The following is a 21,317-nucleotide window of genomic DNA, read 5'->3' as shown; positions in this document are numbered from 1 at the left end:
CACAGTGCGGGTTCTTTTCCTTATCGGGCCGGCGGCTCGATCATCACCACGCAATCAGCTCCGCTCTGACCTGACACCACGATCCGCCCGTCCGGCGCACCCATCGAGATCGGCGCGGTTGTCGCGCCGCCGGGGACGCGGACCGTGACGCTGATGGCTTCCTGCTGCGCCGCCGAACCGACGGTCTGCGGCGTGAGTTCGGTGACATTGCCGGCATTGTCGCGCCGCATGATGCGGCACGGCGAGGCGCCACCGGCGGCGGCCACCGGGCTGGTGTAACTGCCCGAGCTGCTCGTACCACTGGTGCCGGGTTGGCCACCGGCGGCGCGAATGCGGGAGGCATCACGCGGGACCTGGCTGACGATCCGCTTGCTCCGTGGCTCGACGATGACGATGTCTTCCTCGGTCGTGAAGTACTCGTAGTCGCGATACTCAGGCTCGATCGAGACGATTTCCGGCGGCAACCGGTGGAACCGGACATTCTGCGGGACCGTTTCGCCGATCCGGATCGATATGTTGAGGTTGCGCTCCGGCGGCGCCAGACGTTCGCGGGTCAGGGTCTGGGAGATCCGCACCTGCTTTTCAGTCGAGATGCTGGATTGCTGGCTGACCTGCGTCTGGCTGGTCTGGCTCTGCGTCGTTGGGCTCTGGCTGGCCGCGCCGCCCGGAGCAGTCGTCTGCGCATTGCCCGCCGGCGGCGTGCGCGTGCTGTCGGTTGCGGTGGACGGCCGGTTTGCATCCTTACCCTGCTCGGCGGCATTCTTGGCGCCGTCCTTGGCGCCATCGCGCTGATCGCGGCCCGACTCTTTCTGCGTCGTGGTCGTTCCCTCGCGCTCCTTTTGAGCGGCAGCGGTTCCGTCCTTCGATTTTTCCTGCTCGGCGCTGGACTTGCCGCGGGCCGCATTGTCGCGATCCGTTTCGGCGCGACCCTTGGTGCTGTCCTTCGCGTCCTTGCCCTCGCCCTGACGGGAATCCTGGGCGCGCTCGCTGGATTTTGCGTCATCGCCGCGGCCGCGCTTGTCATCGCTCGCCGTAGCCGGACGGTCAGTCATCGGCGCGGCCTTGCTCCTTTCATCAGTCTGTCGGGAACCCGGTCCTTTTTCTTCCCGGCCGGCTGCCCCTTGCGCCTTTTGTTCCGCGCCCTGCGCGCGTTCCTGTACCCGCTCGGCGCCGCCGCGTTCTTGCGATGCAGCACCCTTGCCGGCATCGCTTGGCCGCGTCTGTTTCGGCTCTTCCCCTTTTGCTCCAGGGGCTTGGCCGTAGGAAACGGCCGGTGCCAGCATCAAGCAGATGATTCCCGTCGATAGCAGCAGTTGCTTGCGCATTTTAGACTCCTCCACAAAGGCGTTACGCAAGCGAACGTTCGCCGCTGTTGGAGGTTCCGCGTTTGGCGAGCTTTGATATCGCTGACCGCCGGGCGCCGAGGTCCCGTGCATCCCGAAGCGGCCCAAGCGGGATCAGACGATTTACTACCCGAACCGGTGATCGTATCGGCTCACGTTGAGTTCGCTCACGTCGATATCCGGCTTGCGCCCGGACATCAGGTCGGCCAGCGCCCGCCCCGATCCGCAGGCCATGGTCCAGCCGAGTGTGCCGTGGCCGGTGTTGAGGTACAGATTGCCGTAGCGCGTCGCCCCGATTACTGGCGGCCCGTCCGGCGTCATCGGCCTCAGGCCGCACCAGAAGCTCGCTTTGCTCAGATCGCCGCCGTTCGGAAACATGTCGGTCAGGGAATGATCGAGCGTCGCGCGCCGCGCCGCATCGAGGCGATCGGAGTAGCCCGAGATTTCCGCGGTGCCGCCGACGCGGATGCGGTCGCCCAGCCGCGTGATCGCGACCTTGTAGCTTTCGTCCATGACGGTCGACGCCGGCGCGCCGGCGGGATCGATGACCGGCACCGTGATCGAGTAGCCCTTCACCGGATAGACCGGAACCGGAATCCCGACCGGCCGCAGCAACCGCGGCGACCAGCTGCCAAGCGCCGCGACATAGGCATCGGCCTGCAACAGGCCCGCGCCAGTGACGACGCCGGTGATCCTGCCGCCATCCGCGACCAGCCGCTCGATATGGGTGTCGAACCTGAACTGGACGCCGAGCCGCGCGGCCTCGGCGGCGAGCGCCTGCGTGAACATGTGGCAATCGCCGGTCTCGTCCTGCGGCAGGCGGAGCCCGCCGACGAACTTGACCTTCGAGGCGGCGAGCCCGGGCTCCGCGGCAATGCAGCCGGCAGGATCGAGCACCTCGTAGGGCACGCCATATTGCTTGAGCACCGCGATGTCGTCGCCGGCACCGTCGAGCTGCTTCTGCTTGCGAAACAGCTGCAGCGTGCCGCCGCTGCGTTCGTCATACTGGATGCCGGTCTCGGCCCGCAGCGCGCGCAGGCAATCGCGGCTGTATTCGGCGATCGGGATCATCCGGCTCTTGTTGATGGCGTAGCGCGCCGCGGTGCAGTTGCGCAGCAGCTTGAGCATCCACCACCACATCACGGGATCGAGCTTGGGCCAGATCACCAGCGGGCCGTGCCGCATCAACAGCCATTTGACGGCCTTCACCGGCACGCCGGGTCCGGCCCAAGGCGAGGAATAACCCGGCGACACCTCGCCGGCGTTGGCAAAACTGGTTTCGCGCGCGGGACCCGCCTGGCGGTCGACCACCGTCACCTCATGGCCGGCGCGCGCCAGATAATAGGCTGTGGTGACGCCGATGACGCCGCTGCCGAGAACGATGACCTTCACGATCCCTCACGCATCCGCCACGACCGCTCGGTCCCATTCCAGGCCAGGATCAGGCCACGCGCTTGATGGCATCGCCGAGGATCGAAACGATGTCGTCGATATGGCTTTTCTCGACGATCAGGGGCGGCGACAGCGCAAAGGAGTCGCCGCTCATGCGCAAATAGAGCCCGCGGTTGAAGCAATCGACCATCACCTCATAGCCGCGCGCGCCGACGCCTTCCTTGCGCGAGGCGACTTCGACGGCGCCCATCAGGCCGATATTGCGGATGTCGACCACGTTCGGCAGGCCCTTGAGCGAATGCAGCGCGTCGCGCCAGTACCCGGCCATCGTTGCGCCGCGCGTCAAGAGCCCCTCGTCCTTGTAGATGTCGAGGGTCGCAAGGCCGGCGGCGCAGGCGACCGGATGGGCCGAATAGGTGTAGCCATGGAACAGTTCGATCGTGCCCTCGGGGCCGGTCATCAGCCCGTCATGGATCTTGCGGCCGGCAAACACCGCGCCGCAGGGAACGGTGCCGTTGGTGATGCCCTTGGCCGTCACCATCAGGTCCGGCGTGACGCCGAAATAGTCGGCCGCGAACGGCGCGCCGAGGCGGCCGAAGCCGGTGATGACCTCGTCGAAGATCAGGAGGATGCCGTGCTTGTCGCAGAGTTCGCGCAAGCGCTGCAGGTAACCTTTCGGCGGCGGCAGCACCGCGGTCGAACCCGGCACCGGCTCGACGATGACGGCGGCGATGGTGTCGGCGCCATGCAGCGCCACCATCCGCTCGAGGTCGTCGGCGAGTTCGGCGCCATGCTCCGGCTGATCCTTGGCGAAGGCGTTGCGGGCGAGATCGTGGGTGTGACGGAGATGGTCGACGCCGGGAAGATGGGTCGCGAACGCGCGGCGGTTCGCCACCATGCCGCCCACCGACATGCCGCCGAAGCCGACGCCGTGATAGCCGCGCTCGCGGCCGATCAGGCGCGTGCGCGTCCCTTGTCCGATGGCTCGCTGGTAGGCGAGCGCAATCTTGAGCGCGGTGTCCACCGATTCAGAACCGGAATTGGTGAAGAAGATGCGATCGAGCCCCTTCGGCGCGATCTCGGCCAGCCGCTCGGCGAAATCGAACGCCAGCGGGTGGCCCATGTTGAACGAAGGCGCGAAGTCCAGCGTCATCAATTGCCGTTCGACCGCGGATGCGATCTGCCGGCGGCCATGGCCGGCATTGACGCACCAAAGCCCGGCCGAGCCGTCGATCACCTTGCGGCCGTCGACGGTGGTGTAGTGCATGCCCTCAGCCGAGGCGAACAGCCGCGGCGCCTTCTTGAACTGCCGGTTGGCGGTGAACGGCATCCAGAACGAATCGGTCTGCAGGGTGTTCGGCTTCTGATGAAGGGTCACGGGCGGCTCCTGTGCTGGCAGCTCAAGGCGACAGCGGGCCACGCTCGGGAAGCCGCAACAAGTCCTTTTCTAAGCTCCTGCAACCCATTGATTTTGCTGGGGCGAAAGGAGCATAATTGTCCGATCCGAAACACTTGCAACAGGTTTGGACGATGAGCGTCGATATTGGTGGCCGACTCAGGTTCGTTCGGGCGCGGCACAAGCTGTCGCAGCGCGAACTGGCGAAGCGCTCCGGCGTCACCAATTCGACGATCTCGCTGATCGAATCGAACCAGATGAACCCCTCCGTCGGCGCGCTCAAGCGCATCCTCGATGGCCTGCCGATGGGGCTCGCCGAGTTCTTCGCGATCGAGCCGGAACGGCCGCGCAAGGCGTTCTATCGCGCCGACGAACTGACCGAGATCGGCAAGCAGCCGATCTCCTATCGCCAGGTCGGCGACAGCCTGTTCGGTCGCAGCCTGCAAATCCTGAAGGAGCGCTACGAGCCCGGCAGCGACACCGGCCGCGTGCCGCTCACCCATGAGGGCGAGGAAGGCGGCATCGTGGTGAGCGGCCGGCTGGAGGTGACCGTCGACGACGAACGCCGCATCCTCGATCCCGGCGACGCCTATTATTTCGAAAGCCGCCGCCCGCATCGCTTTCGCTGCATCGGCGGCAAGCCCTGCGAAGTGATAAGCGCCTGCACGCCGCCGACGTTTTGAAGAAAGATTGCGGCCGATCCCGCAAGACCGTGAGTTGCGCGCGCCGTGCGGCTTGTCGTAGCCTTTGAACTAGCCGGACCAACACGACACATTGGGAGCGCCCCATGCGCGCCGCGGTTTTGCTTCTCGGAATCCTGCTTGGCCTCGCGACATCTGCCCCTGCCCGCGCCGACGAGGTCGCCGCCGCGCAGGGGGTCATCCGCGCCCAGGCGCAGGCGTTCGGCCGCGACGACGCGGCGGCGGCCTATTCGCATGCCGCGCCCGAGATCAGGCAGCTGTTTCCGCAACCCGACATCTTCATGCAGATGGTCCGGCAGGGCTATCCACCAGTTTACCGCCACAGGAGTTTCGAATTCGGCGAGGCGCGCGTCGCCAATGGCCGCGTGGCGCAGCGCGTCCACATTATCGACGACAATGGCGAGGCGTGGGAGGCGCTGTACACGCTGGAGCAGCAGCCGGACGGCAGCCTGAAGATCACAGGGTGTTCGCTGCTGAAGGCGGGTCAAGCGGTGTGAGAACTGCCCACGAGGGAGCAATGATGTCAAACTCTGTCTCCGCGACCGCCTATTATTGCGCGGGCACACGCATGCTCGATGCATTGCGCACCGATACGCTCCTCAATGACAGTTTGGCTGCCCGTTTCATGGGTGACGACGGCCTCTTGATCTTCGAAAAATTCCGTCACTTGGCGATACCGATCGGCGCCCATCAGGTCCGCTGCTACCTGATCGATCAGGCCGTGCGCATGAGGCTGAATGTCGATCCCGACATGCTGGTCGTTCTCGTCGGCGCCGGCTTTGATTCGCGGGCATTCCGAATCCCGGGCGGGCGCTGGATCGAGATCGACGAGCAGCCTATCATCGAGCGCAAGAACGCAGTTGCGCCAACCGCTTCCTGCGGCAATCCGCTCCGGCGTATTGCCGTCAGCTTTCACGAGGAACGCCTGCGCGACGTCCTCGCCCCCCTTGCCACCGGGGCGCCAACGCTCGTAATCTGCGAAGGCGTCACCATGTATCTGGAAGCGGCCCAGATCGACGAATTCGCAGCCACGCTGGCGGACGCATTTCCGCGTCACTGGCTCTATGTCGACCTGATGAGCAGAGGCTTTGCCCGGACCTTCGCAAAGGGCATGAGCCGCGTGCTAGCGTCGATCGGCACGGCGTTCAGCAGCCTCGAACCCGATCCGCTCGCCCACCTCCGCAGGCTCGGGTACAAGATCGAGGCTAAACACGCGCTTCTCCCGGCAGCGATAGCGATGCGCCGCGTGCCGCTGCCGGCTGTAGCTGGACCGCTGCTCGCGATGCTTCCGGTTGTCCGCAACGGATATCTAGTCGCCCTGCTGGCGAACGCAGGAATTCCGCCGATAGAAGCCCGCTTAAGTCGAGGGTGATTACGCCACTGCCAGCCGTTGCCGAGCCCGCATCAAGAGCAGCAGCATGATGACGATGTTAACCGCGTTCCAGGCGACGCCGTTGGCGAAGGCGGCGGCGTAGGAGCCGGTGGCGTCGAAGATCACGCCGGAGATCCAGCCGCCGACCGACATCCCGAACACCGACGCGAAGATCACGATGCCGACGCGGGTGGCGGCTTGCGACGCCGGCATCGCCTCGCGCACGATGATGGCGTAGCTCGGCACGATGCCGCCCTGGAACAGGCCGAACATCGCCGAGATGACATAGAGCGAGGTCAGGCCGTCGAAGAACAGATAGAACACCAGCGCCGTGGTCTGCGCGATCGAACCGATCAGCAGCGTTGCGATGCCGCCGATCCGGTCGGCGAGAAATCCCGAGCCGATGCGGCTGATGATGCCGAAGCCCAGCATCAGCGACAGCATCTCGGCGCCGCGCGCCACGCCATAGCCGAGGTCGCCGCAATAAGCCACGATGTGAACCTGGGGCATCGCCATCGCCACGCAGCATGCGATGGCGGCCAGTCCCAGAATCGCGGTCAGCGAATTGGTGGAAAGCCGCAGGTCGATGCGCGGCGGCGGCGCGTTGACGTGGCTGCGTTGCGTCCCCGCCCCCATCAGCATCCGCAAGCCGATCAGCGCCAGTGTCATCGCCGCCACCGTGAACAGGCCGATTGCGACATGGGTGTCGCGCCAGCCGATCTGCTCCATGCCGAAATTCACCAGCGGCGGCCAGATCGCGCCGCCGACGTAGTTGCCACTGGCGGCGATGCCGACCGCCAGCCCCCGGTAGCGGTCGAACCAGTGCGAGGCCTCCGCCATCAGCGGCCCGAAGGTGGCCGCCGAGGAAAGCCCGATCGCAAAATGCACCAGGATGAACTGCCAGATCGAGGACGACATCCCCGCCCCGATATAGCCGAGGCCGAGAATGCCGATGCCGAGCCCGATCGCGGTGACGATGCCGTAGCGGTCGGCAATCTTGCCGGTGAGCACAGCGCCGGAACCGAATCCGAGCATCACCAGCGTGAACGCCAGCGACGCCGTGCCCCGGCTCGCCGCGAATTCGCCCTGCACAACCGGCAGTGCGACCACCACCGACCACATCCCGACGCTGCCGAGCGAGCCGATCAGCACGGCCACGGCAAGGCGGGCCCACGCCCGACGCGAATCGGGAACGAACGGGCTTGAATTTCCGTTGAGTTCAGAGGAGATGACCACGGCGGGCGCAACTTCGCGGGCGAATGGCCCGAGGTCAAGCCACAATGGCGCGACATTGGGCATGCAGCTATGAAGGGACTGTCGTGCCTGCGAGGCACGAGCGCCAATCACGGCGGCGCAAGCGCCGCAGCAACTAGAAACCGAGTGAAGAAAACCGTGCGAAGGATCGAACACCAAGCTTTCCTGTTGCTGCTAGTCGCCATCAGCCTGGCTTTCGCCTGGGTTCTGAAGCCGTTCTTTGGCGCCGTTCTCTGGTCGATCGTCCTGGCGGTGATATTCGCGCCGGTCTATCGCAAGCTGCTGGCGTCGATGAACGAGCGGCCGAGCCTTGCCGCCGCCGTCACCGTACTGATCATTATCGCTTTGGTGATTCTGCCGCTGGCGATGATCGCGACTTCCCTGATCCAGGAAGCCTCAAATCTTGTCGCGAAGATCCAGTCCGGCGAGTACGATTTTGGCCGCTATTTCCGGCAGGTGTTCGAGGCCCTGCCGGCCTGGGCGACCGGGCTGGTCGAGCGGTTCAATCTCACGGATTTCTCAACCCTACGCGACCGGCTGGCGTCCGGCCTCGTGAAGGGCGGCGAGGCGCTCGCCCCGCAAGCCCTGACCATCGGCATCAACACCGTCGACTTCCTGATCGGCCTCGGCATCATGCTTTATCTTCTGTTCTTCCTGTTTCGCGACGGCCGAACTCTGGCAGAACGGATCAAGCAGGCCATTCCGCTTCGCAGCGATCAAAAGGCGGCGCTGTTCAACCGGTTCGCCGACGTTGTTCGCGCAACGGTCAAAGGCGGGATTCTCGTCGCCATCGCGCAAGGCTCACTCGGCGGCATCGCGTTCTGGTTTCTCGGAATCCACGCCGCGCTGCTGTGGGCGGTGCTGATGGCGTTCCTGTCGCTGATCCCCGCGATCGGCTCCGCCCTGATCTGGCTCCCGGTCGCGATCTACTTCCTGGCCACCGGCGCCATCTGGCAGGGGATCGGACTCATCCTGTTTGGCGTGCTCGTTATCGGCCTGGTGGACAATGTGCTTCGCCCGTATCTGGTCGGCAAGGACTCCAAGCTGCCGGACTACGTCGTGCTGATTTCAACACTGGGTGGGATCGAAGTCTTCGGCTTGAACGGCTTCATCATCGGCCCGCTGATCGCCGCGATGTTCATGGTGACCTGGGAGATATTTTCGGCGGCGCGCCGGGAGCTGCAAGAAAACCCGTAAGCACTCCGTCTGCGCATAGATTTCTTGCGCGCAGATTTCGCGATCCAGATGATGCGCGGGTAGTACCGTCCAAGAATGGCACACTTCTTCGCGCAGAATGTCATTGCGTACTGCGCATTGTTTAGCGAAAATTAATCACGCTGGCTGGCGGGGCTGCATTGTTGGAGGCGTCACATGTACCGATCATCACTCACGCTGGCCTTTGTTCTCCTGTACTCCGCCGCCGCCGCGGCCAGCGACCTCTCGTCGTCCGTCTATGTGGCGCCGGGCGGAATCTACGCGCCTTCCGCCGATGTCTATGTTCGTCCGGGCCCGGCCTATCGGCAACCGCCTCACGCGGACCCCGCCTACCCGTACCGGCAGCCCTCCTATGGGACGCCAGACCCTGGATACCGCGCACCGGCGTCGGTCCATGGCCCGTACGGATCGACCTACGACGCGCGGCCGACCTATGTGGAACGCGGTCCCGTCTATCCCGAGCGCTATCACGCTCCCGAGCGCTATTACGCGCAGGAGCGTTACTACGCCCGGGAGCGCGACTACGCGCTTGAATATGCGCCGAGGCCGCCATTGCCCGTGCCTTACCATTCGCGGGCGCGATGCGTCGTCGACGACGGCTATGGCAGGTGGACCCACTGCGATTGAGGCCGCGCAGGCGGAGGCGCCGCGCATCGGCATCGATCGGTGTGGCGGGATTGACCGTCGGGCGATTGGCCCGGCGATGCTCCGGGCTGAACCACTAGATTGAGTGATTCGTCGAACGCGACGACGAGAGAGAGTCGGTCGCCACGACGAGAAAAAAACATGCAGCAAGCGCGCCCTTTGATCTCGCATTCGCGCCTGCCAATGCCTATGTGTGATTCAGGAAGGAAACTCGTCCAAGGACAACTCCGAAAAGGAGCCATCTTATGGCGAACGTACTGACCACTGGGGCCTGGCTTTCTGCCCCGACCAAACCACCCCCGTTTTTCGCACGATTGTTGCGCGCTTACGTCGAATCCCGTCAGCGACGGGCCGACCGCGCCGTCGCGGAATACATTGCCACCCACGGACTGCAGCAACTGTCTGACGACACCGAGCGTCAAATCAGTCGTCTGCTCTCCAGAACGGGGCAATAGCCATGGTCACGCTCATCATCATACAGGCAGCAACCCGCCTTGGCCGTTTCGGAAAGGCGGTTCGTGAGACCTGGCGCGAGGCCCAGCGGCTTCGTCGCAGCCTTGCCGGCCCCACCGAGGAGTAATTTCCGGGCCAATCCATCCCCCGTTAACCCTTTGCTAACCATACACCGGGCAAAAATTGCCGGGTGAAGTCGAGTGTCGTCAGCCGCGTAAAACGGGAGGAACCCCGTGGACGCCAGTGCGGTGCCTCATCTTCGAAACGGCGGCCCCCCGGCCCCCGCGCAGACGTTTGGCGCCCGCAACCGGCATTCGCGGGGGGAAGCAGCTAGCATGGTCGATGTCACGGCAGGTCAGGGCGCCAGCGGCGGTAGCGGCGGATTTCCGAGCCTCGGCGAAATCGGCGATATCCTCAAACGCGGCGATCTCGCGCTGGCCTTCGGGGTCCTCACCATCCTGGTGGTGCTGATCCTGCCGCTGCCTCCGATCGTGCTGGATCTGTTCCTGGCGATCTCGATCACGGTCTCGATCCTGATCCTGATGACGGCGCTGTTCATCCAGGCGCCGCTGGAATTCTCGGCGTTTCCGACCGTGCTGCTGATCTCGACCATGCTGCGGCTGTCGCTGAACATGGCGTCGACCCGGTTGATCCTGTCGCATGGCCATGAGGGCACCGCCGCCGCCGGCCACGTCATCGAAGCCTTCGGCAATTTCGTGATGGGCGGCAATTTCGTGATCGGAATTATCGTGTTCGCGATCCTGGTGATCGTGAACTTCGTCGTCATCACTAAGGGTTCAGGGCGCATCGCCGAAGTCGCGGCCCGCTTCCAGCTGGACTCGATGCCCGGCAAGCAGATGGCGATCGACGCCGACCTGTCCGCCGGCCTGATCGACGAGAACACCGCTAAGGCGCGTCGCAAGGAGCTCGAGGACGAGAGCGGCTTTTTCGGCGCGATGGACGGCGCCTCGAAATTCGTCCGCGGCGACGCCATCGCGGGTCTTTTGATCGTGTTCATCAACGTCATCGGCGGCATCATCATCGGCGTCGCCCAGCAGGGCATGAGCTTTACCGACGCCGCGCGCACCTACACCATCCTGACGGTGGGCGACGGCCTGGTGACGCAGGTGCCGGCGCTGATCGTCTCCACCGCCGCGGGCCTTTTGGTGTCGAAGGCCGGCATCACCGGTTCGGCCGACAAGGCGATGATGAAGCAACTCTCCGGCTACCCGCAGGCGCTCGGCATGTCGGCCGGCGTGATGCTGGTGCTGGCGCTGCTGCCGGGCATCCCGATGCTGCCCTTCCTCGCGCTCGGCGGCGGCGCCGCCGCGCTGGCCTGGAAAGCGACCAAACGCAATGGCGCCGCCAGGGCGGCCGACGCTGCCGCCGCGGCTGCGCCGGAACTGGCGGCCGCCGCCGCCAGCGCCGCGGCGGAGGAGCCGATCGCCACCGCGCTCAAGATCGATGATCTCAAGATCGAGCTCGGCTATGCCCTGCTGCCGCTGGTCAACGGCCCCGACGGCACCGACCGCCTGACCGAACAGATCAAGGCGCTGCGCCGTTCGCTTGCGGTCGAGATGGGTTTCGTGATGCCGGCGGTGCGCATCCTCGACAACGTGCAGCTCGAGGCCAACACCTACATTATCAAGATCAAGGAAGTCGACGCCGGCAGCGGCAAGATCTGGCCGAACCAGTTCATGGTGATGGACCCCGCCGGCAACCAGGTCGGCGTCCCCGGCATCCACACCGTCGAGCCGACGTTCGGTCTTCCTGCGACCTGGGTCGATGCGGCGCTCAAGGAAGAGGCCTCGCTGAAGGGCTATACGGTGGTGGACGCCGCCACCGTGCTGTCGACCCACCTGACCGAACTGCTCAAGAACAACATGAGCGATCTGCTGTCATATGGCGAGGTGCAGAAGCTGCTGAAGGATCTGCCGAAGGAACAGGGCGAACTGGTCAAGGACATCGTGCCGAGCCAGGTCACGGTGTCGGGCATCCAGCGCGTGCTGCAGCTGCTGCTGGCCGAACGCATCTCGATCCGCGACCTCTCCACCATCCTGGAAGGCATCGCCGACGCCCTCGCCTTCTCGCGCAACCCGGCCGCCATGGTCGAGCATGTGCGCGCCCGGCTGGCGCGCCAGATCTGCGCCCAGAACACAACCCACAATGGCTATCTGCCGCTGATCGCGTTGACGGCACGATGGGAGCAGGCGTTTGCGGAATCGATCGTGGGCCAGGGCGACGAACGCAGCCTCGCCATGCAGCCCTCAAAGCTGTCCGAATTCATGACCGCGGTCCGCAACAGCTTCGAGCAGGCCGCCCGCGAGGGCGAAGCGCCGGTGCTGGTGACGTCAGCCGCGATCCGTCCCTTCGTCCGCTCGCTGGTCGAGCGCTTCCGGTCGCAGACGACCGTATTGTCGCAGGCGGAAATCCATCCCCGCGCCCGGCTGAAGACCGTCGGCAGCGTTTAGCCGGGTGATCAGACGCTAAGATAGCGAGGAATCAATCTCGATATCGCGGAGAAGGAATTCGTCGCCATTGTCGGGCCCTCCGGCTGCGGCAAGACCACCTGTCTGCGCATCGTTGCGGGATTCGAGCAGCCGAGCAGCGGATCGGTGACGCTCAATGGACGCAAGGTGACAGAGCCCGCCCCGATCGCGCCGTCGTGTTTCAGCATTTCGCGCTGTTTCCATGGAAAACCGTGCGACAGAATCTCGATCTCGGCCTGCGCAACAAGAATGTCGCCGCAGACCGCCGCAACGAGTTGATCGCCGGCGCGCTGAAGCTGATGAGCCTTGAAAGCCACGCCGACGCCTTCCCGCATCAACTGTCCGGCGGCATGCAGCAGCGGGTGGCGATCGCGCGCGCCTACCTGCTCGATCCCGAGGTGCTGTTGATGGACGAGCCGTTCGGCGCGCTCGACGCCCAGACCCGTGTCGTCATGCAGGAGGAACTGGTGCGGCTGGCGCGCATCAACCCGCGCACCGTTACGTGAGGAGAAGTCGGATACCCGGCCCTGAGTGCCCAACAAGAACTGATGTCGAGGTCGGGACGATTCCCTCGCACCCCGATGCCAAGTCGTTCATTACCGACGAGTTCATGAAAAGGGTGGCGGCCGATCCAAAACTGCGCGCGTTCGCCACGGAATTCTCCGGAAAGTAGATGCCAGGGAACGATCCGGTGGGTCACCGGATCGTTCCGAGGTTTGAAACAAGGATGCTGGACTATGGGCGGGCACCACCCTTCGGTGCCGCCCGCCCCGCATCGCGGGACCTGACGCGCGTCCGCCAAACCGACCGACATCGACCCGGAGCGGGGGACCGCGTCTTGCGGGGCGGTTGCCCGGACGTGGGCTTTTCTGCCACAGGCAAATGGTTTGTTGAAATCGCCGGTGCGGCGGGGAGTTCGCGTCACCGGCAACATTCAGAGATTAACATCCTATCATATCAGCAAAGTTGACCGACCTAGCCGACGACCCATCGCGCCCATTCACGTTTGTTCACTGCCTTGTGACTGCATCTTTGGAACCAACCCCGGAGTTCCCACGTTTACTGCACGAGAGACGTTGAACCTGTTTGCAAATGACCTCGACGAACTCTTGAGCAAGAAGACGGAAGATACTTCCATGAACCACTCGATCTACAGCGCTGATCGCACCACTCATCTGAAGGTGGTGGTCGTCGCCCTCGTGGCGGGCATTCTGGTGGCTGGCTTCGGCATTTCCGCGCGTATCGCGGATGAAGGCCTGACCCAGACCGCGAGCGCCCCTGTCGTGAAGGCCGGCAAGCCCGTCGCGATAACCAGTTCCGCCAACACCGTCGTACGCTAGACAAGGAATTCACCAATTCACGCGGCTTCTTAGCCCCCCAAAGTCGCCACGTGGATAAACAAGACCCCAACTACCCCCAAGTTGACTATGGAAAACGCCCGCTCCCCACGGGCGTTTTCTTTTTTCGCCGACGTCTTGTCGCGTCCGCGGTCTCGACCGGGCCAGCCTCTTCCATGGACTGAACAATCGGCCCCAAATGGCTGATTTGACAGGTTCTTGACGGTAAGGCGGCTTCTGAAAACGGTGCTAGCGAACCGCCGGGACCGTCTCGATCAACTTGCCGGTGAAGACCGGCGCGGAGTGAGGCTTGCCGTCGGGCGATCCGCCAGCCTGCTCGACCGTCACCGCATAGGTCGCGGTGTTGATGGTATTGGCGTCGTAGCCAGCAAGCACCGGGCGCGCGGTGAAATCGCTGCCGCCGATCACGCCGAGTGAGCGCGGTTGCGGCAGTCTGTCTGAGATCAGCCAGAGTTCGAAGCTCTTGCCGGGTTCGGCGTCGGCGCCGACCTTGCGGACCGTAAAGATCTTGGTGGCGGCATCGAGCGTGAGGATGAACGCCGGCAAACCGCCTTCGCGCTGCAGCAGGGCGACATACTGCGCCGATTGGGTCGACCGCGCCGGGGGAACTGGCGGTGGCGCGAATGGCCGCTCGACCATTTGGACGCGGGGCTTCGGACGCAAGGCTCCCGGCAACAGTTCCGGCTGATAGACCTGCACCGCCAGCATTGCGATCAGGGCAGCGGCAAGCGCCGACACAGCCAGCGCCGCGCCGCGCCAACGTCGCATCCGGCCCGACAGCTGGACCAGGTTTCGATCATCTGCGAGCTGGGCCGCCTCCTCCGCAGCCGGAGGTGGCGGCGCCTCGGGAAGCATCAGCGGCGCCCGCGGCTCGACAGAGTTTCCGATCGCGGCCTTGACGTTTTCCCAAACGGCCGGCCGCGGCTCGACCGACCCGACCATCTGGTTCAGCGCGCCGAGCCGGTATTCCCAGGCACGAACAATCTCCGCGAACTCGGCGTCGATGGCCATCAGCATCGCGGCCTGCGCGCGTTCGTCGGCATCGAGGGTGCCGAGGGCGTATTCCGCGGCGAGCGCGATATGGTCGTCGTCATAAGCCATGATCTAAAGACCGAGACACTCCCTTATGTCCAACATGCTGCGGCGCAACCACGTCTTCACCGTATTGACCGGCGTCTCGAATTTGGCAGCGAGCTGCTCGCGGCTCCAGCCGTTATAGTAGGCCAGCAGCACCAGCTTCTGCCGTTCCGGCTCGAGGCGGCCGACGCACTCCAGCAACTTCTTCAGCTCCTCCGTCATCTCGCGCCGCGCCAGCGGATCGGCCGAATCGGCAGCCGCTTCCATCGCTGTCGGCTCCTCCTCGATCGAGGTCTCGGTGCGCTTGCGCATCACGTCGATGGCCCGGTTGCGGGCGATCGACGCCATCCACGTGATCGGCGAAGCGAGCGCCGGATTGAACTGTCCCGCGCTGTTCCAGATCTTGACGTAAGCATCCTGAAGAACCTCCTCGGCGAGGTCCTGACGGCGCAAGATACGGAGCACCACGCCGAACAGTTTCGCGCGCGTGGCGGCGTAAAGGCGCTCAAAAGCCGCCTCGTCCCCCTTCGCCACGGCGGCCATCAGCCAGACCAGCTCCGCTGGCGTCAGCATTCAGCGTACCCCAAAGTCGCGATCCCCCATCGCGTTCTACGCAGGGAGCCATCGAGAAGTTTCGCAGCATACCCTGCGCGGGACCAGCCACCAAGCCGCCGGTCCCGAGGGCACACCAACGAAAAACCGGGCCTTGCGGCCCGGGTCGATACCAGAAATCAGAGAAAAAATCGCGTCAGGCGATGGCGCCGAGCCGGGCGCGCATCAGACCGATGCTGTCCATGTCGGCCTGCTCCCGGGCGCTTTCCTCGGCGCGCTCGCGGGCCTGGTCGCGCTCGTCGAGCAGCTCGACCTTCTTGAGTTCTTCGAAAGCCTCGTTCAACAGCCCTTTGGCATCTTCGAGCTGGTTGCGGAGTTCGTCGGCGGAGCGGGTGAGGTTTTCCCGCCGCTGGATCGCCGCCTTGGCATAGGTCGGATAGGCGAAATGGGAGGGATCGTTGATCCCGGCCCGCTCCTGCTCGGTTTCGATTTCACGCTCAAGGTCGACCGACATCCGCTGGAAATCGGCGATCATGCCTTCGATCTGGGCGACCCTTCGGCGCTTCTCGTCGACCTGAAACTTCTTCAGGCGGATCAGCGTTTCACGCGACTTCATCGACTCATACTCCCCAGAAGTCCCGATCTGAACGCGGGACGGAGCCGGCTTCCCCGAAGGGCCGCGCCGGCAGAACTAGTCATGCGCGGGGGATGATGGCCTGACAAAGTTAGCGTTCCGTTTCCAAACTGGCGAGGATGTCGGCCAATTGCCGGTAGCCGTCACCCAGATTCGATTTTTCGTCCTTGGCCTGGCGCAGGAAGGCCTCCAGCGGCTCGTGCAACCGGATGGCCTCATCGACCTCCGGGCTCGACCCCGCCCGGTAGGCGCCAAGCCGGATCAGTTCCTCCATGTCGGCATAGGTCGCCATCACCTGCCGGCCGCGGAGGATCACGGGCAAATAGGCGGGGTCGGCCGATCTCGGCATGGTGCGGGACACGGATTTAAGGATGTTGATGGCGGGAAAGCGCCCGCGCTCGGCAATCGAACGCTGCATTACGACATGGCCGTCCAGAATGCCGCGCACCGCATCCGCAATCGGTTCGTTGTGGTCGTCGCCGTCAACCAGCACCGTGAAGATGCCGGTAATGGTGCCGGCGCCGGTGCCGGGGCCCGCCCGCTCCAGGAGCTTGGGCAATTCGGTGAACACGGTCGGTGTATAGCCCTTGGCGGTCGGCGGCTCGCCGGCCGAAAGCCCGATCTCGCGCTGCGCCATCGCAAAGCGCGTGACCGAATCCATCAGGCAAAGCACGTCCTTGTCCTCGTCGCGAAAATACTCGGCGATCGACAGCGTCAAATAGGCCGCCTGCCGCCGCATCAGCGCGGGCTCGTCGGAGGTCGCCACCACCACCACCGCGCGCGCCAAACCGTCGTCGCCGAGGTCTTCCTGCAAGAATTCCTGCACCTCGCGGCCGCGTTCGCCGATCAGGCCGATCACCGTGATGTCGGCATCGACGTTGCGCGCGAGCATCGACAGCAGCACCGACTTGCCGACGCCAGACCCCGCGAAGATGCCGAGCCGCTGGCCGCGGCAGCAGGTCAGGAAGGTATTGAGCGCGCGGACGCCGAGATCGAGCGGCGCGCCGACCCGCTGGCGTGAATGCGCCGGCGGCGGCGAATTCCGGAAGGGCATCGGCGATGGACCCGGCGCCAGCGGCCCCTTGCCGTCGATCGGCTCGGCCATCGCGTTGATGACGCGCCCGAGCCAGGCCGGCGATGGCCGCACCTGGCTGGCGGCCGTCGCAATCACGGCGCGGCAGCCGCGCCGGACCCCCTCGAGCCCGCCGAACGGCATGACAACGGCGTTGCTGCCGGAGAAGCCGATCACCTCGGCCGGGATGAAGCGGTCGCCACCGGTCTCGATCACGATGCGGGCGCCGACCGACATCGCATGGATGGGCCCGGCGATCTCGACCATCAGGCCGCGCACGCCGACGACACGGCCGTAAATGTTGACGCCGTCGATATCGCCGATCTGCTCCGCCAGCGCCCTCATTGCGGAAACCTTAAGTTTCGGCGTTCAGGCCGGCGGAGCTTAACCTGATGTTTACCCGCATCCTTAATCATTGCGTCACTTGTCTTTTGGTGACTGAAAGCGCTCGCCCCTCAGAAGAAGGGCGAATCGCAAGAGTCGATTAGACCCGGCTCTTAATGTGGAACTTGAACACACTAGGTAGATAAAAGCTGCTTCGACGCAACATCTTAGGGCGATTCGACAAAAATTGCACTGTTTGACCTTGCGCACCGGAATCAGACTTTGTTAACCATGTGCAGTCAGGATCCGAATCAGTTGTTCAAAGGCGTTTTGAGTGCCGCAAGTGCGGCCGACCTGACGCCCGGAGCGGCGGACTAAAGGGGACTGGCATGCGCGTTTTGCTGATAGAAGATGACAGCGCCGTCGCGCAGTCGATCGAGTTGATGCTTAAATCGGAGAGTTTCAACGTCTATACGACGGACCTCGGGGAAGAAGGCGTCGATCTCGGTAAACTATACGATTACGACATTATCCTTCTCGACCTCAATCTGCCCGACATGTCCGGCTACGACGTGCTCAAGCAGCTCCGGGTATCGAAGATCAAGACTCCCATTCTGATCCTCTCCGGCCTTGCCGGCATCGAGGACAAGGTCAAGGGCCTCGGCGTCGGCGCCGATGACTACATGACCAAGCCCTTCCACAAGGACGAACTGGTCGCCCGCATCCACGCCATCGTGCGCCGTTCCAAGGGCCATGCGCAGTCGGTGATCCAGACCGGCGACCTCGTCGTCAATCTCGACACCAAGACGGTCGAGGTCGGCGGCCAGCGGGTGCATTTGACCGGCAAGGAATATCAGATGCTGGAGCTGCTCTCGCTCCGCAAGGGCACGACGCTCACCAAGGAAATGTTCCTCAACCACCTCTATGGCGGCATGGACGAGCCCGAGCTGAAGATCATCGACGTCTTCATCTGCAAGCTGCGCAAGAAGCTCGCCAATGCCTCCGATGGCCGCAACTTCATCGAAACCGTGTGGGGCCGCGGCTATGTGCTGCGCGAGCCGCACGAGCAGGAAGAACGCATTCCAGCCTGACCCAGGGTTCACGACGGGCCGGACAGGCCCGTTCCTCCCGACTTGACCCCGCCGCAAACGGCGGGGTTCTTGTTTGGCTGGGCGTTCATCAGGTTGATCGGGAATGAGTTCGCAGCCGCGATACCGCGGCCGGCAGGTCGTGACACCCTGCCGGAACGCAGACTCAAATGATCTTTGGATCCGGGCCGGCGGCGTACGCCGACCCCCAACGCGCCGCGAGCAAGCCTGGCGCGAAGCGATCGACCATCTCAGCCCGCCGCGGCGGCTGCCTTCAAGCTGGCCGGCATCGCGGCGGAGGCTCTCGCTTGCGCCGCCGGCGCGGCGTTCGGGGAGTAAAATCCGCGCCGCTCCGGATAGGGCTTGAAGGATTCGGTGATGCCGACGACGGTTTCGGCGGCGCCGAGCGCCAGGACGCCGTCGGGCGCCATGATCCGGCAGATCCGGTCCAGGATGCCGGCCTTGGTGCTCTGATCGAAGTAGATCAGCACGTTGCGGCAGAACACGATGTCGAAGACCCCAAGATGGGAGAAATCCTGCAGCAGGTTCAGTTGGCGATGCTGGACCATGGCGCGTATCTCGGCATTGAGCTGCCACAATTCGCCGTTCTGCGTAAAATACTTCATCAGCATCTGGATCGGCAGCCCGCGCTGCACCTCGAACTGGCTGAAGATGCCGGCTCTGGCTTTCTCCAGCACCGCCTGCGACAGGTCGGTTGCGACAATCTCGATGCGCCAGCCCGACAATAGCGCGCCGGCTTCCTTCAGGCACATCGCAATCGAGTAGGGCTCCTGTCCGGTGGAAGACGCCGCGCACCAGATGCGCAAGCTGCGACGCGCCGAGCGCGCCTGCGCCAACGCCGGGATGACGGCCTGCTGCAGATGATCGAACGGCGTCTTGTCGCGGAAGAAGAACGACTCGTTGGTGGTCATCGCCTCGACCACCTCGGCCGTCAGCGCGCTGGCGCCCTTCTTCAGCTGATCGACCAGTGCTGAAATGCCTGCCAGGCCGGCCTTGCGCGCCAGCGGCACCAGCCGACTCTCGACCAGATACTGCTTGTCGGGAGACAGATCCAGCCCCGAAATTTGCTTCAGAACCTTACGCAGATATTCGTAGTCCGAAGGCGTCACGAGCGGTCTCCCGAGAACAGCCGCACCAGTTTCGGCGCGATCCGATCGAGCGGCAGGATGTCAGCGCAAATGCCGGCATGGGCCGCCGCGCCCGGCATTCCCCACACCACGCTGGTCGCTTCGTCCTGGGCAATCACGCTGCCGCCGGCGGCGACGATTTCCTTGCCGCCGCGCATGCCGTCCGACCCCATGCCGGTCAGGATGACCGACATGATGCCGCCCTGCCAGACATCGATTGCGGAGATGAACAATGGATCGACCGCCGGCTTGCAGAAATTCACCTGCGGGCCGTCGTCGAGGGCGATCGCGGCTTCCGCGCCCTGGCGCACGACGCGCATGTGGCGGCCACCCGGAGCAAGATAGATTCGTCCGGCCTTGACGATTTCGCCGTCGACGCCCTCATGCGCCGGCCGATGGCTCGTGCGTGTCAGATGCTCGGCGAGAATTGTGGTGAAGGTCGGCGGCATGTGCTGGGTGATCAGCACCGGAAAACGATCGATCACCGGGCCGATCTCGGCGACCAGCGACATCAGGGCCTGCGGGCCGCCGGTCGACGAGCCGATCAAGAGCACGCGCGGCGCCAGCATGCCATACGGCCGGCGTGCCGGTAGCGCGGGCGCAGCCGGCCGGGCCGAAACCTCCCGCATCCGCTCGAGGGCCGGCGCGGCGGCTGCACTCGCGGTCCCCTGCTTGGATGCCGTGCGGCGAACCCTGGCGCCGAATTGGCGGATCTTCTGAATCAGGTCGTGATGAAAGGTGTCGGCGGCGCTGGCCTCGCGGGTGCTTTCGGGCTTTGGAATGTAGTCGGATGCGCCGAGTGAAAGCGCCTTGAAGCTGATCTCCGCATTGCGGCGGGTCAGCGTCGAGGCCATGATGATGATGAGGTCGCGCTTCTTGGCCAGCAGCTGCGGCAGCGCCGAAATGCCGTCGAGCTCCGGCATTTCGATATCGAGCACCGCGACATCGGGATTGACGCGCTCGACCTGGTTGACGGCGTCGAGGCCGGTGCGCAGCGAGGCCGCGACCTCCATGTCCGGCTCGGCTGCGATCCAGCGCGAAATCATCCCGCGGATCACCACCGAGTCGTCGACCACCATCACGCGTAGTTTTTCTTGCCGCGCCGAAGCCGGGGCCGGCGGACTCATCGTCGCAGTACTCATGACGTCACCAATGGTTTCAAGCGGCACAATTGCCAGGACAGCCGACGGCCGTAGAGCCGCCTACCGCGATAGAGGATTCAGATCAGGCCGACTTCCTGGAACTTCGTGGTGACGATTTCCTTGTCGAACGGCTTCATGATGTATTCGTTGGCGCCGGCATGCAGCGCGCGCGCGATGTGCGCAACGTCGTTCTCGGTAGTGCAGAACACGACCTTGGGCATGTCGCCGCCGGGCATGCGGCGCAGATTGCCGAGGAATTCATAGCCGTCCATGACCGGCATGTTCCAGTCGAGCAGGACCGCCTCGGGCATCGCGCGCTTGCAGGCTTCCAGCGCCTGCTGGCCGTCTCCGGCCTCGATGATCTGGAAATCGAGACCTTCCAGGATGCGGCGCGCGACCTTTCGAATGACGCTCGAGTCATCGACGACCAGACATGTTCTCATTCGAGCTCTCCACTTCCCGTCAACCCCAAGTAGGGTCGTTGATACCGGGCAATATCTGTTTTGTTTATGATTCTCATGCCGCGATCAGGTCAGGCGTTATTTCGAGGACGCGATCGACGTCGAGGACGACCATGAGCTGTCCGTCGAGGCGGTGGACGCCGCCGGCGAACTTGGCCATGCGGGGATCGAGGTTGACGGGGTTTTCCTCGCGGCCATCGT

At 64.3% G+C, this 21,317-nt stretch carries 20 protein-coding genes and 2 pseudogenes; 10 read left to right on the top strand and 12 right to left on the bottom strand.

Annotated features, from left to right (window positions below):
• Positions 1-20: 20 nt before the first annotated feature.
• The 3 genes from Q0D31_RS16675 to Q0D31_RS16665 all read right to left on the bottom strand — a co-directional run bounded on the left by Q0D31_RS16675 (position 21) and on the right by Q0D31_RS16665 (position 4,113).
• Positions 21-1,052: a DUF1236 domain-containing protein gene (locus tag Q0D31_RS16675; RefSeq protein ID WP_291853292.1), complete on the bottom strand. Its 1,032-nt coding sequence runs from the start codon at positions 1,050-1,052 to the stop codon at positions 21-23.
• A 417-nt stretch (positions 1,053-1,469) separates the two neighbouring features.
• Positions 1,470-2,735, bottom strand: coding sequence for a D-amino acid dehydrogenase (locus Q0D31_RS16670; RefSeq protein ID WP_291853289.1), 1,266 nt, complete (start codon positions 2,733-2,735; stop codon positions 1,470-1,472).
• A 49-nt stretch (positions 2,736-2,784) separates the two neighbouring features.
• The gene (locus tag Q0D31_RS16665) at positions 2,785-4,113 is read right to left on the bottom strand and encodes an aspartate aminotransferase family protein (RefSeq protein ID WP_291853286.1); all 1,329 of its coding nucleotides are present in this window, start codon (positions 4,111-4,113) and stop codon (positions 2,785-2,787) included.
• Positions 4,114-4,265: 152 nt separating this feature from the next.
• Here Q0D31_RS16665 and Q0D31_RS16660 point away from each other — a divergent pair, with 152 nt between their 5' ends.
• The 3 genes from Q0D31_RS16660 (at position 4,266) to Q0D31_RS16650 (ending at position 6,204) form a co-directional block, all read left to right on the top strand.
• A complete protein-coding gene (locus Q0D31_RS16660; RefSeq protein WP_291853283.1) occupies positions 4,266-4,814 on the top strand; it encodes a cupin domain-containing protein in 549 nt (182 codons plus the stop codon).
• Between the two features lie 104 nt (positions 4,815-4,918).
• Positions 4,919-5,329, top strand: coding sequence for a DUF4864 domain-containing protein (locus tag Q0D31_RS16655; RefSeq protein WP_291853279.1), 411 nt, complete (start codon positions 4,919-4,921; stop codon positions 5,327-5,329).
• Between the two features lie 20 nt (positions 5,330-5,349).
• Positions 5,350-6,204: a class I SAM-dependent methyltransferase gene (locus Q0D31_RS16650; RefSeq protein ID WP_366518526.1), complete on the top strand. Its 855-nt coding sequence runs from the start codon at positions 5,350-5,352 to the stop codon at positions 6,202-6,204.
• Here Q0D31_RS16650 and Q0D31_RS16645 read toward each other — a convergent pair whose 3' ends face one another.
• On the bottom strand, positions 6,205-7,503 hold the full coding sequence (locus tag Q0D31_RS16645) for an MFS transporter (protein WP_291853273.1): 1,299 nt from the start codon (positions 7,501-7,503) through the stop codon (positions 6,205-6,207).
• 93 nt (positions 7,504-7,596) lie between these two features.
• On the opposite strand from Q0D31_RS16645, the gene Q0D31_RS16640 reads away from it, so the two are divergent.
• The 6 genes and pseudogenes from Q0D31_RS16640 to Q0D31_RS16615 all read left to right on the top strand — a co-directional run bounded on the left by Q0D31_RS16640 (position 7,597) and on the right by Q0D31_RS16615 (position 13,600).
• Entirely contained in the window at positions 7,597-8,655 is a 1,059-nt protein-coding gene (locus tag Q0D31_RS16640; RefSeq protein WP_291853269.1) for an AI-2E family transporter, read from the top strand.
• Between the two features lie 174 nt (positions 8,656-8,829).
• Entirely contained in the window at positions 8,830-9,300 is a 471-nt protein-coding gene (locus tag Q0D31_RS16635) for a hypothetical protein (protein WP_291853265.1), read from the top strand.
• Positions 9,301-9,775: 475 nt separating this feature from the next.
• Entirely contained in the window at positions 9,776-9,898 is a 123-nt protein-coding gene (locus tag Q0D31_RS16630) for a hypothetical protein (RefSeq protein WP_291853262.1), read from the top strand.
• Between the two features lie 106 nt (positions 9,899-10,004).
• On the top strand, positions 10,005-12,242 hold the full coding sequence (gene flhA, locus Q0D31_RS16625) for a flagellar biosynthesis protein FlhA (protein ID WP_291853259.1): 2,238 nt from the start codon (positions 10,005-10,007) through the stop codon (positions 12,240-12,242).
• A gap of 30 nt (positions 12,243-12,272) precedes the next feature.
• A pseudogene (locus Q0D31_RS16620) lies at positions 12,273-12,766 on the top strand (ATP-binding cassette domain-containing protein).
• Between the two features lie 630 nt (positions 12,767-13,396).
• Positions 13,397-13,600 carry a hypothetical protein gene (locus Q0D31_RS16615; RefSeq protein WP_291853571.1) on the top strand — a complete coding sequence of 68 codons (204 nt, stop codon included), beginning with the start codon at positions 13,397-13,399 and terminating at the stop codon, positions 13,598-13,600.
• Between the two features lie 246 nt (positions 13,601-13,846).
• Here the strand turns inward: Q0D31_RS16615 and Q0D31_RS16610 are convergent, their stop codons facing one another.
• The 4 genes from Q0D31_RS16610 to fliI all read right to left on the bottom strand — a co-directional run bounded on the left by Q0D31_RS16610 (position 13,847) and on the right by fliI (position 17,298).
• The gene (locus Q0D31_RS16610; RefSeq protein WP_291853256.1) at positions 13,847-14,719 is read right to left on the bottom strand and encodes an anti-sigma factor; all 873 of its coding nucleotides are present in this window, start codon (positions 14,717-14,719) and stop codon (positions 13,847-13,849) included.
• A gap of 3 nt (positions 14,720-14,722) precedes the next feature.
• A complete protein-coding gene (locus tag Q0D31_RS16605) occupies positions 14,723-15,268 on the bottom strand; it encodes a sigma-70 family RNA polymerase sigma factor (RefSeq protein WP_291853253.1) in 546 nt (181 codons plus the stop codon).
• Positions 15,269-15,443: 175 nt separating this feature from the next.
• Positions 15,444-15,863: a flagellar export protein FliJ gene (gene fliJ, locus Q0D31_RS16600; protein WP_291853250.1), complete on the bottom strand. Its 420-nt coding sequence runs from the start codon at positions 15,861-15,863 to the stop codon at positions 15,444-15,446.
• A gap of 109 nt (positions 15,864-15,972) precedes the next feature.
• Positions 15,973-17,298 carry a flagellar protein export ATPase FliI gene (gene fliI / locus Q0D31_RS16595; protein ID WP_291853247.1) on the bottom strand — a complete coding sequence of 442 codons (1,326 nt, stop codon included), beginning with the start codon at positions 17,296-17,298 and terminating at the stop codon, positions 15,973-15,975.
• Between the two features lie 368 nt (positions 17,299-17,666).
• On the opposite strand from fliI, the gene ctrA reads away from it, so the two are divergent.
• A complete protein-coding gene (gene ctrA, locus Q0D31_RS16590) occupies positions 17,667-18,368 on the top strand; it encodes a response regulator transcription factor CtrA (RefSeq protein WP_291853244.1) in 702 nt (233 codons plus the stop codon).
• A 248-nt stretch (positions 18,369-18,616) separates the two neighbouring features.
• Here ctrA and Q0D31_RS16585 read toward each other — a convergent pair whose 3' ends face one another.
• From Q0D31_RS16585 to Q0D31_RS16570, 4 genes and pseudogenes are all read right to left on the bottom strand, one after another.
• Positions 18,617-19,495 carry a protein-glutamate O-methyltransferase CheR gene (locus Q0D31_RS16585; RefSeq protein ID WP_291853241.1) on the bottom strand — a complete coding sequence of 293 codons (879 nt, stop codon included), beginning with the start codon at positions 19,493-19,495 and terminating at the stop codon, positions 18,617-18,619.
• Positions 19,492-20,655: a chemotaxis response regulator protein-glutamate methylesterase gene (locus Q0D31_RS16580; RefSeq protein WP_291853238.1), complete on the bottom strand. Its 1,164-nt coding sequence runs from the start codon at positions 20,653-20,655 to the stop codon at positions 19,492-19,494. Before Q0D31_RS16580 ends, Q0D31_RS16585 begins: the two co-directional genes overlap by 4 nt.
• A 77-nt stretch (positions 20,656-20,732) precedes the next feature.
• Positions 20,733-21,098 (bottom strand): response regulator, encoded by a 366-nt coding sequence (locus Q0D31_RS16575; protein WP_291853235.1) that lies wholly within the window; start codon positions 21,096-21,098, stop codon positions 20,733-20,735.
• 73 nt (positions 21,099-21,171) lie between these two features.
• Positions 21,172-21,317: pseudogene (locus Q0D31_RS16570) on the bottom strand (chemotaxis protein CheW); the annotation flags it as partial.

This window comes from Bradyrhizobium sp. (assembly GCF_022844465.1).
Lineage (GTDB): Bacteria > Pseudomonadota > Alphaproteobacteria > Rhizobiales > Xanthobacteraceae > Bradyrhizobium.
This window is presented reverse-complemented; position numbering and strand designations above follow the sequence as displayed.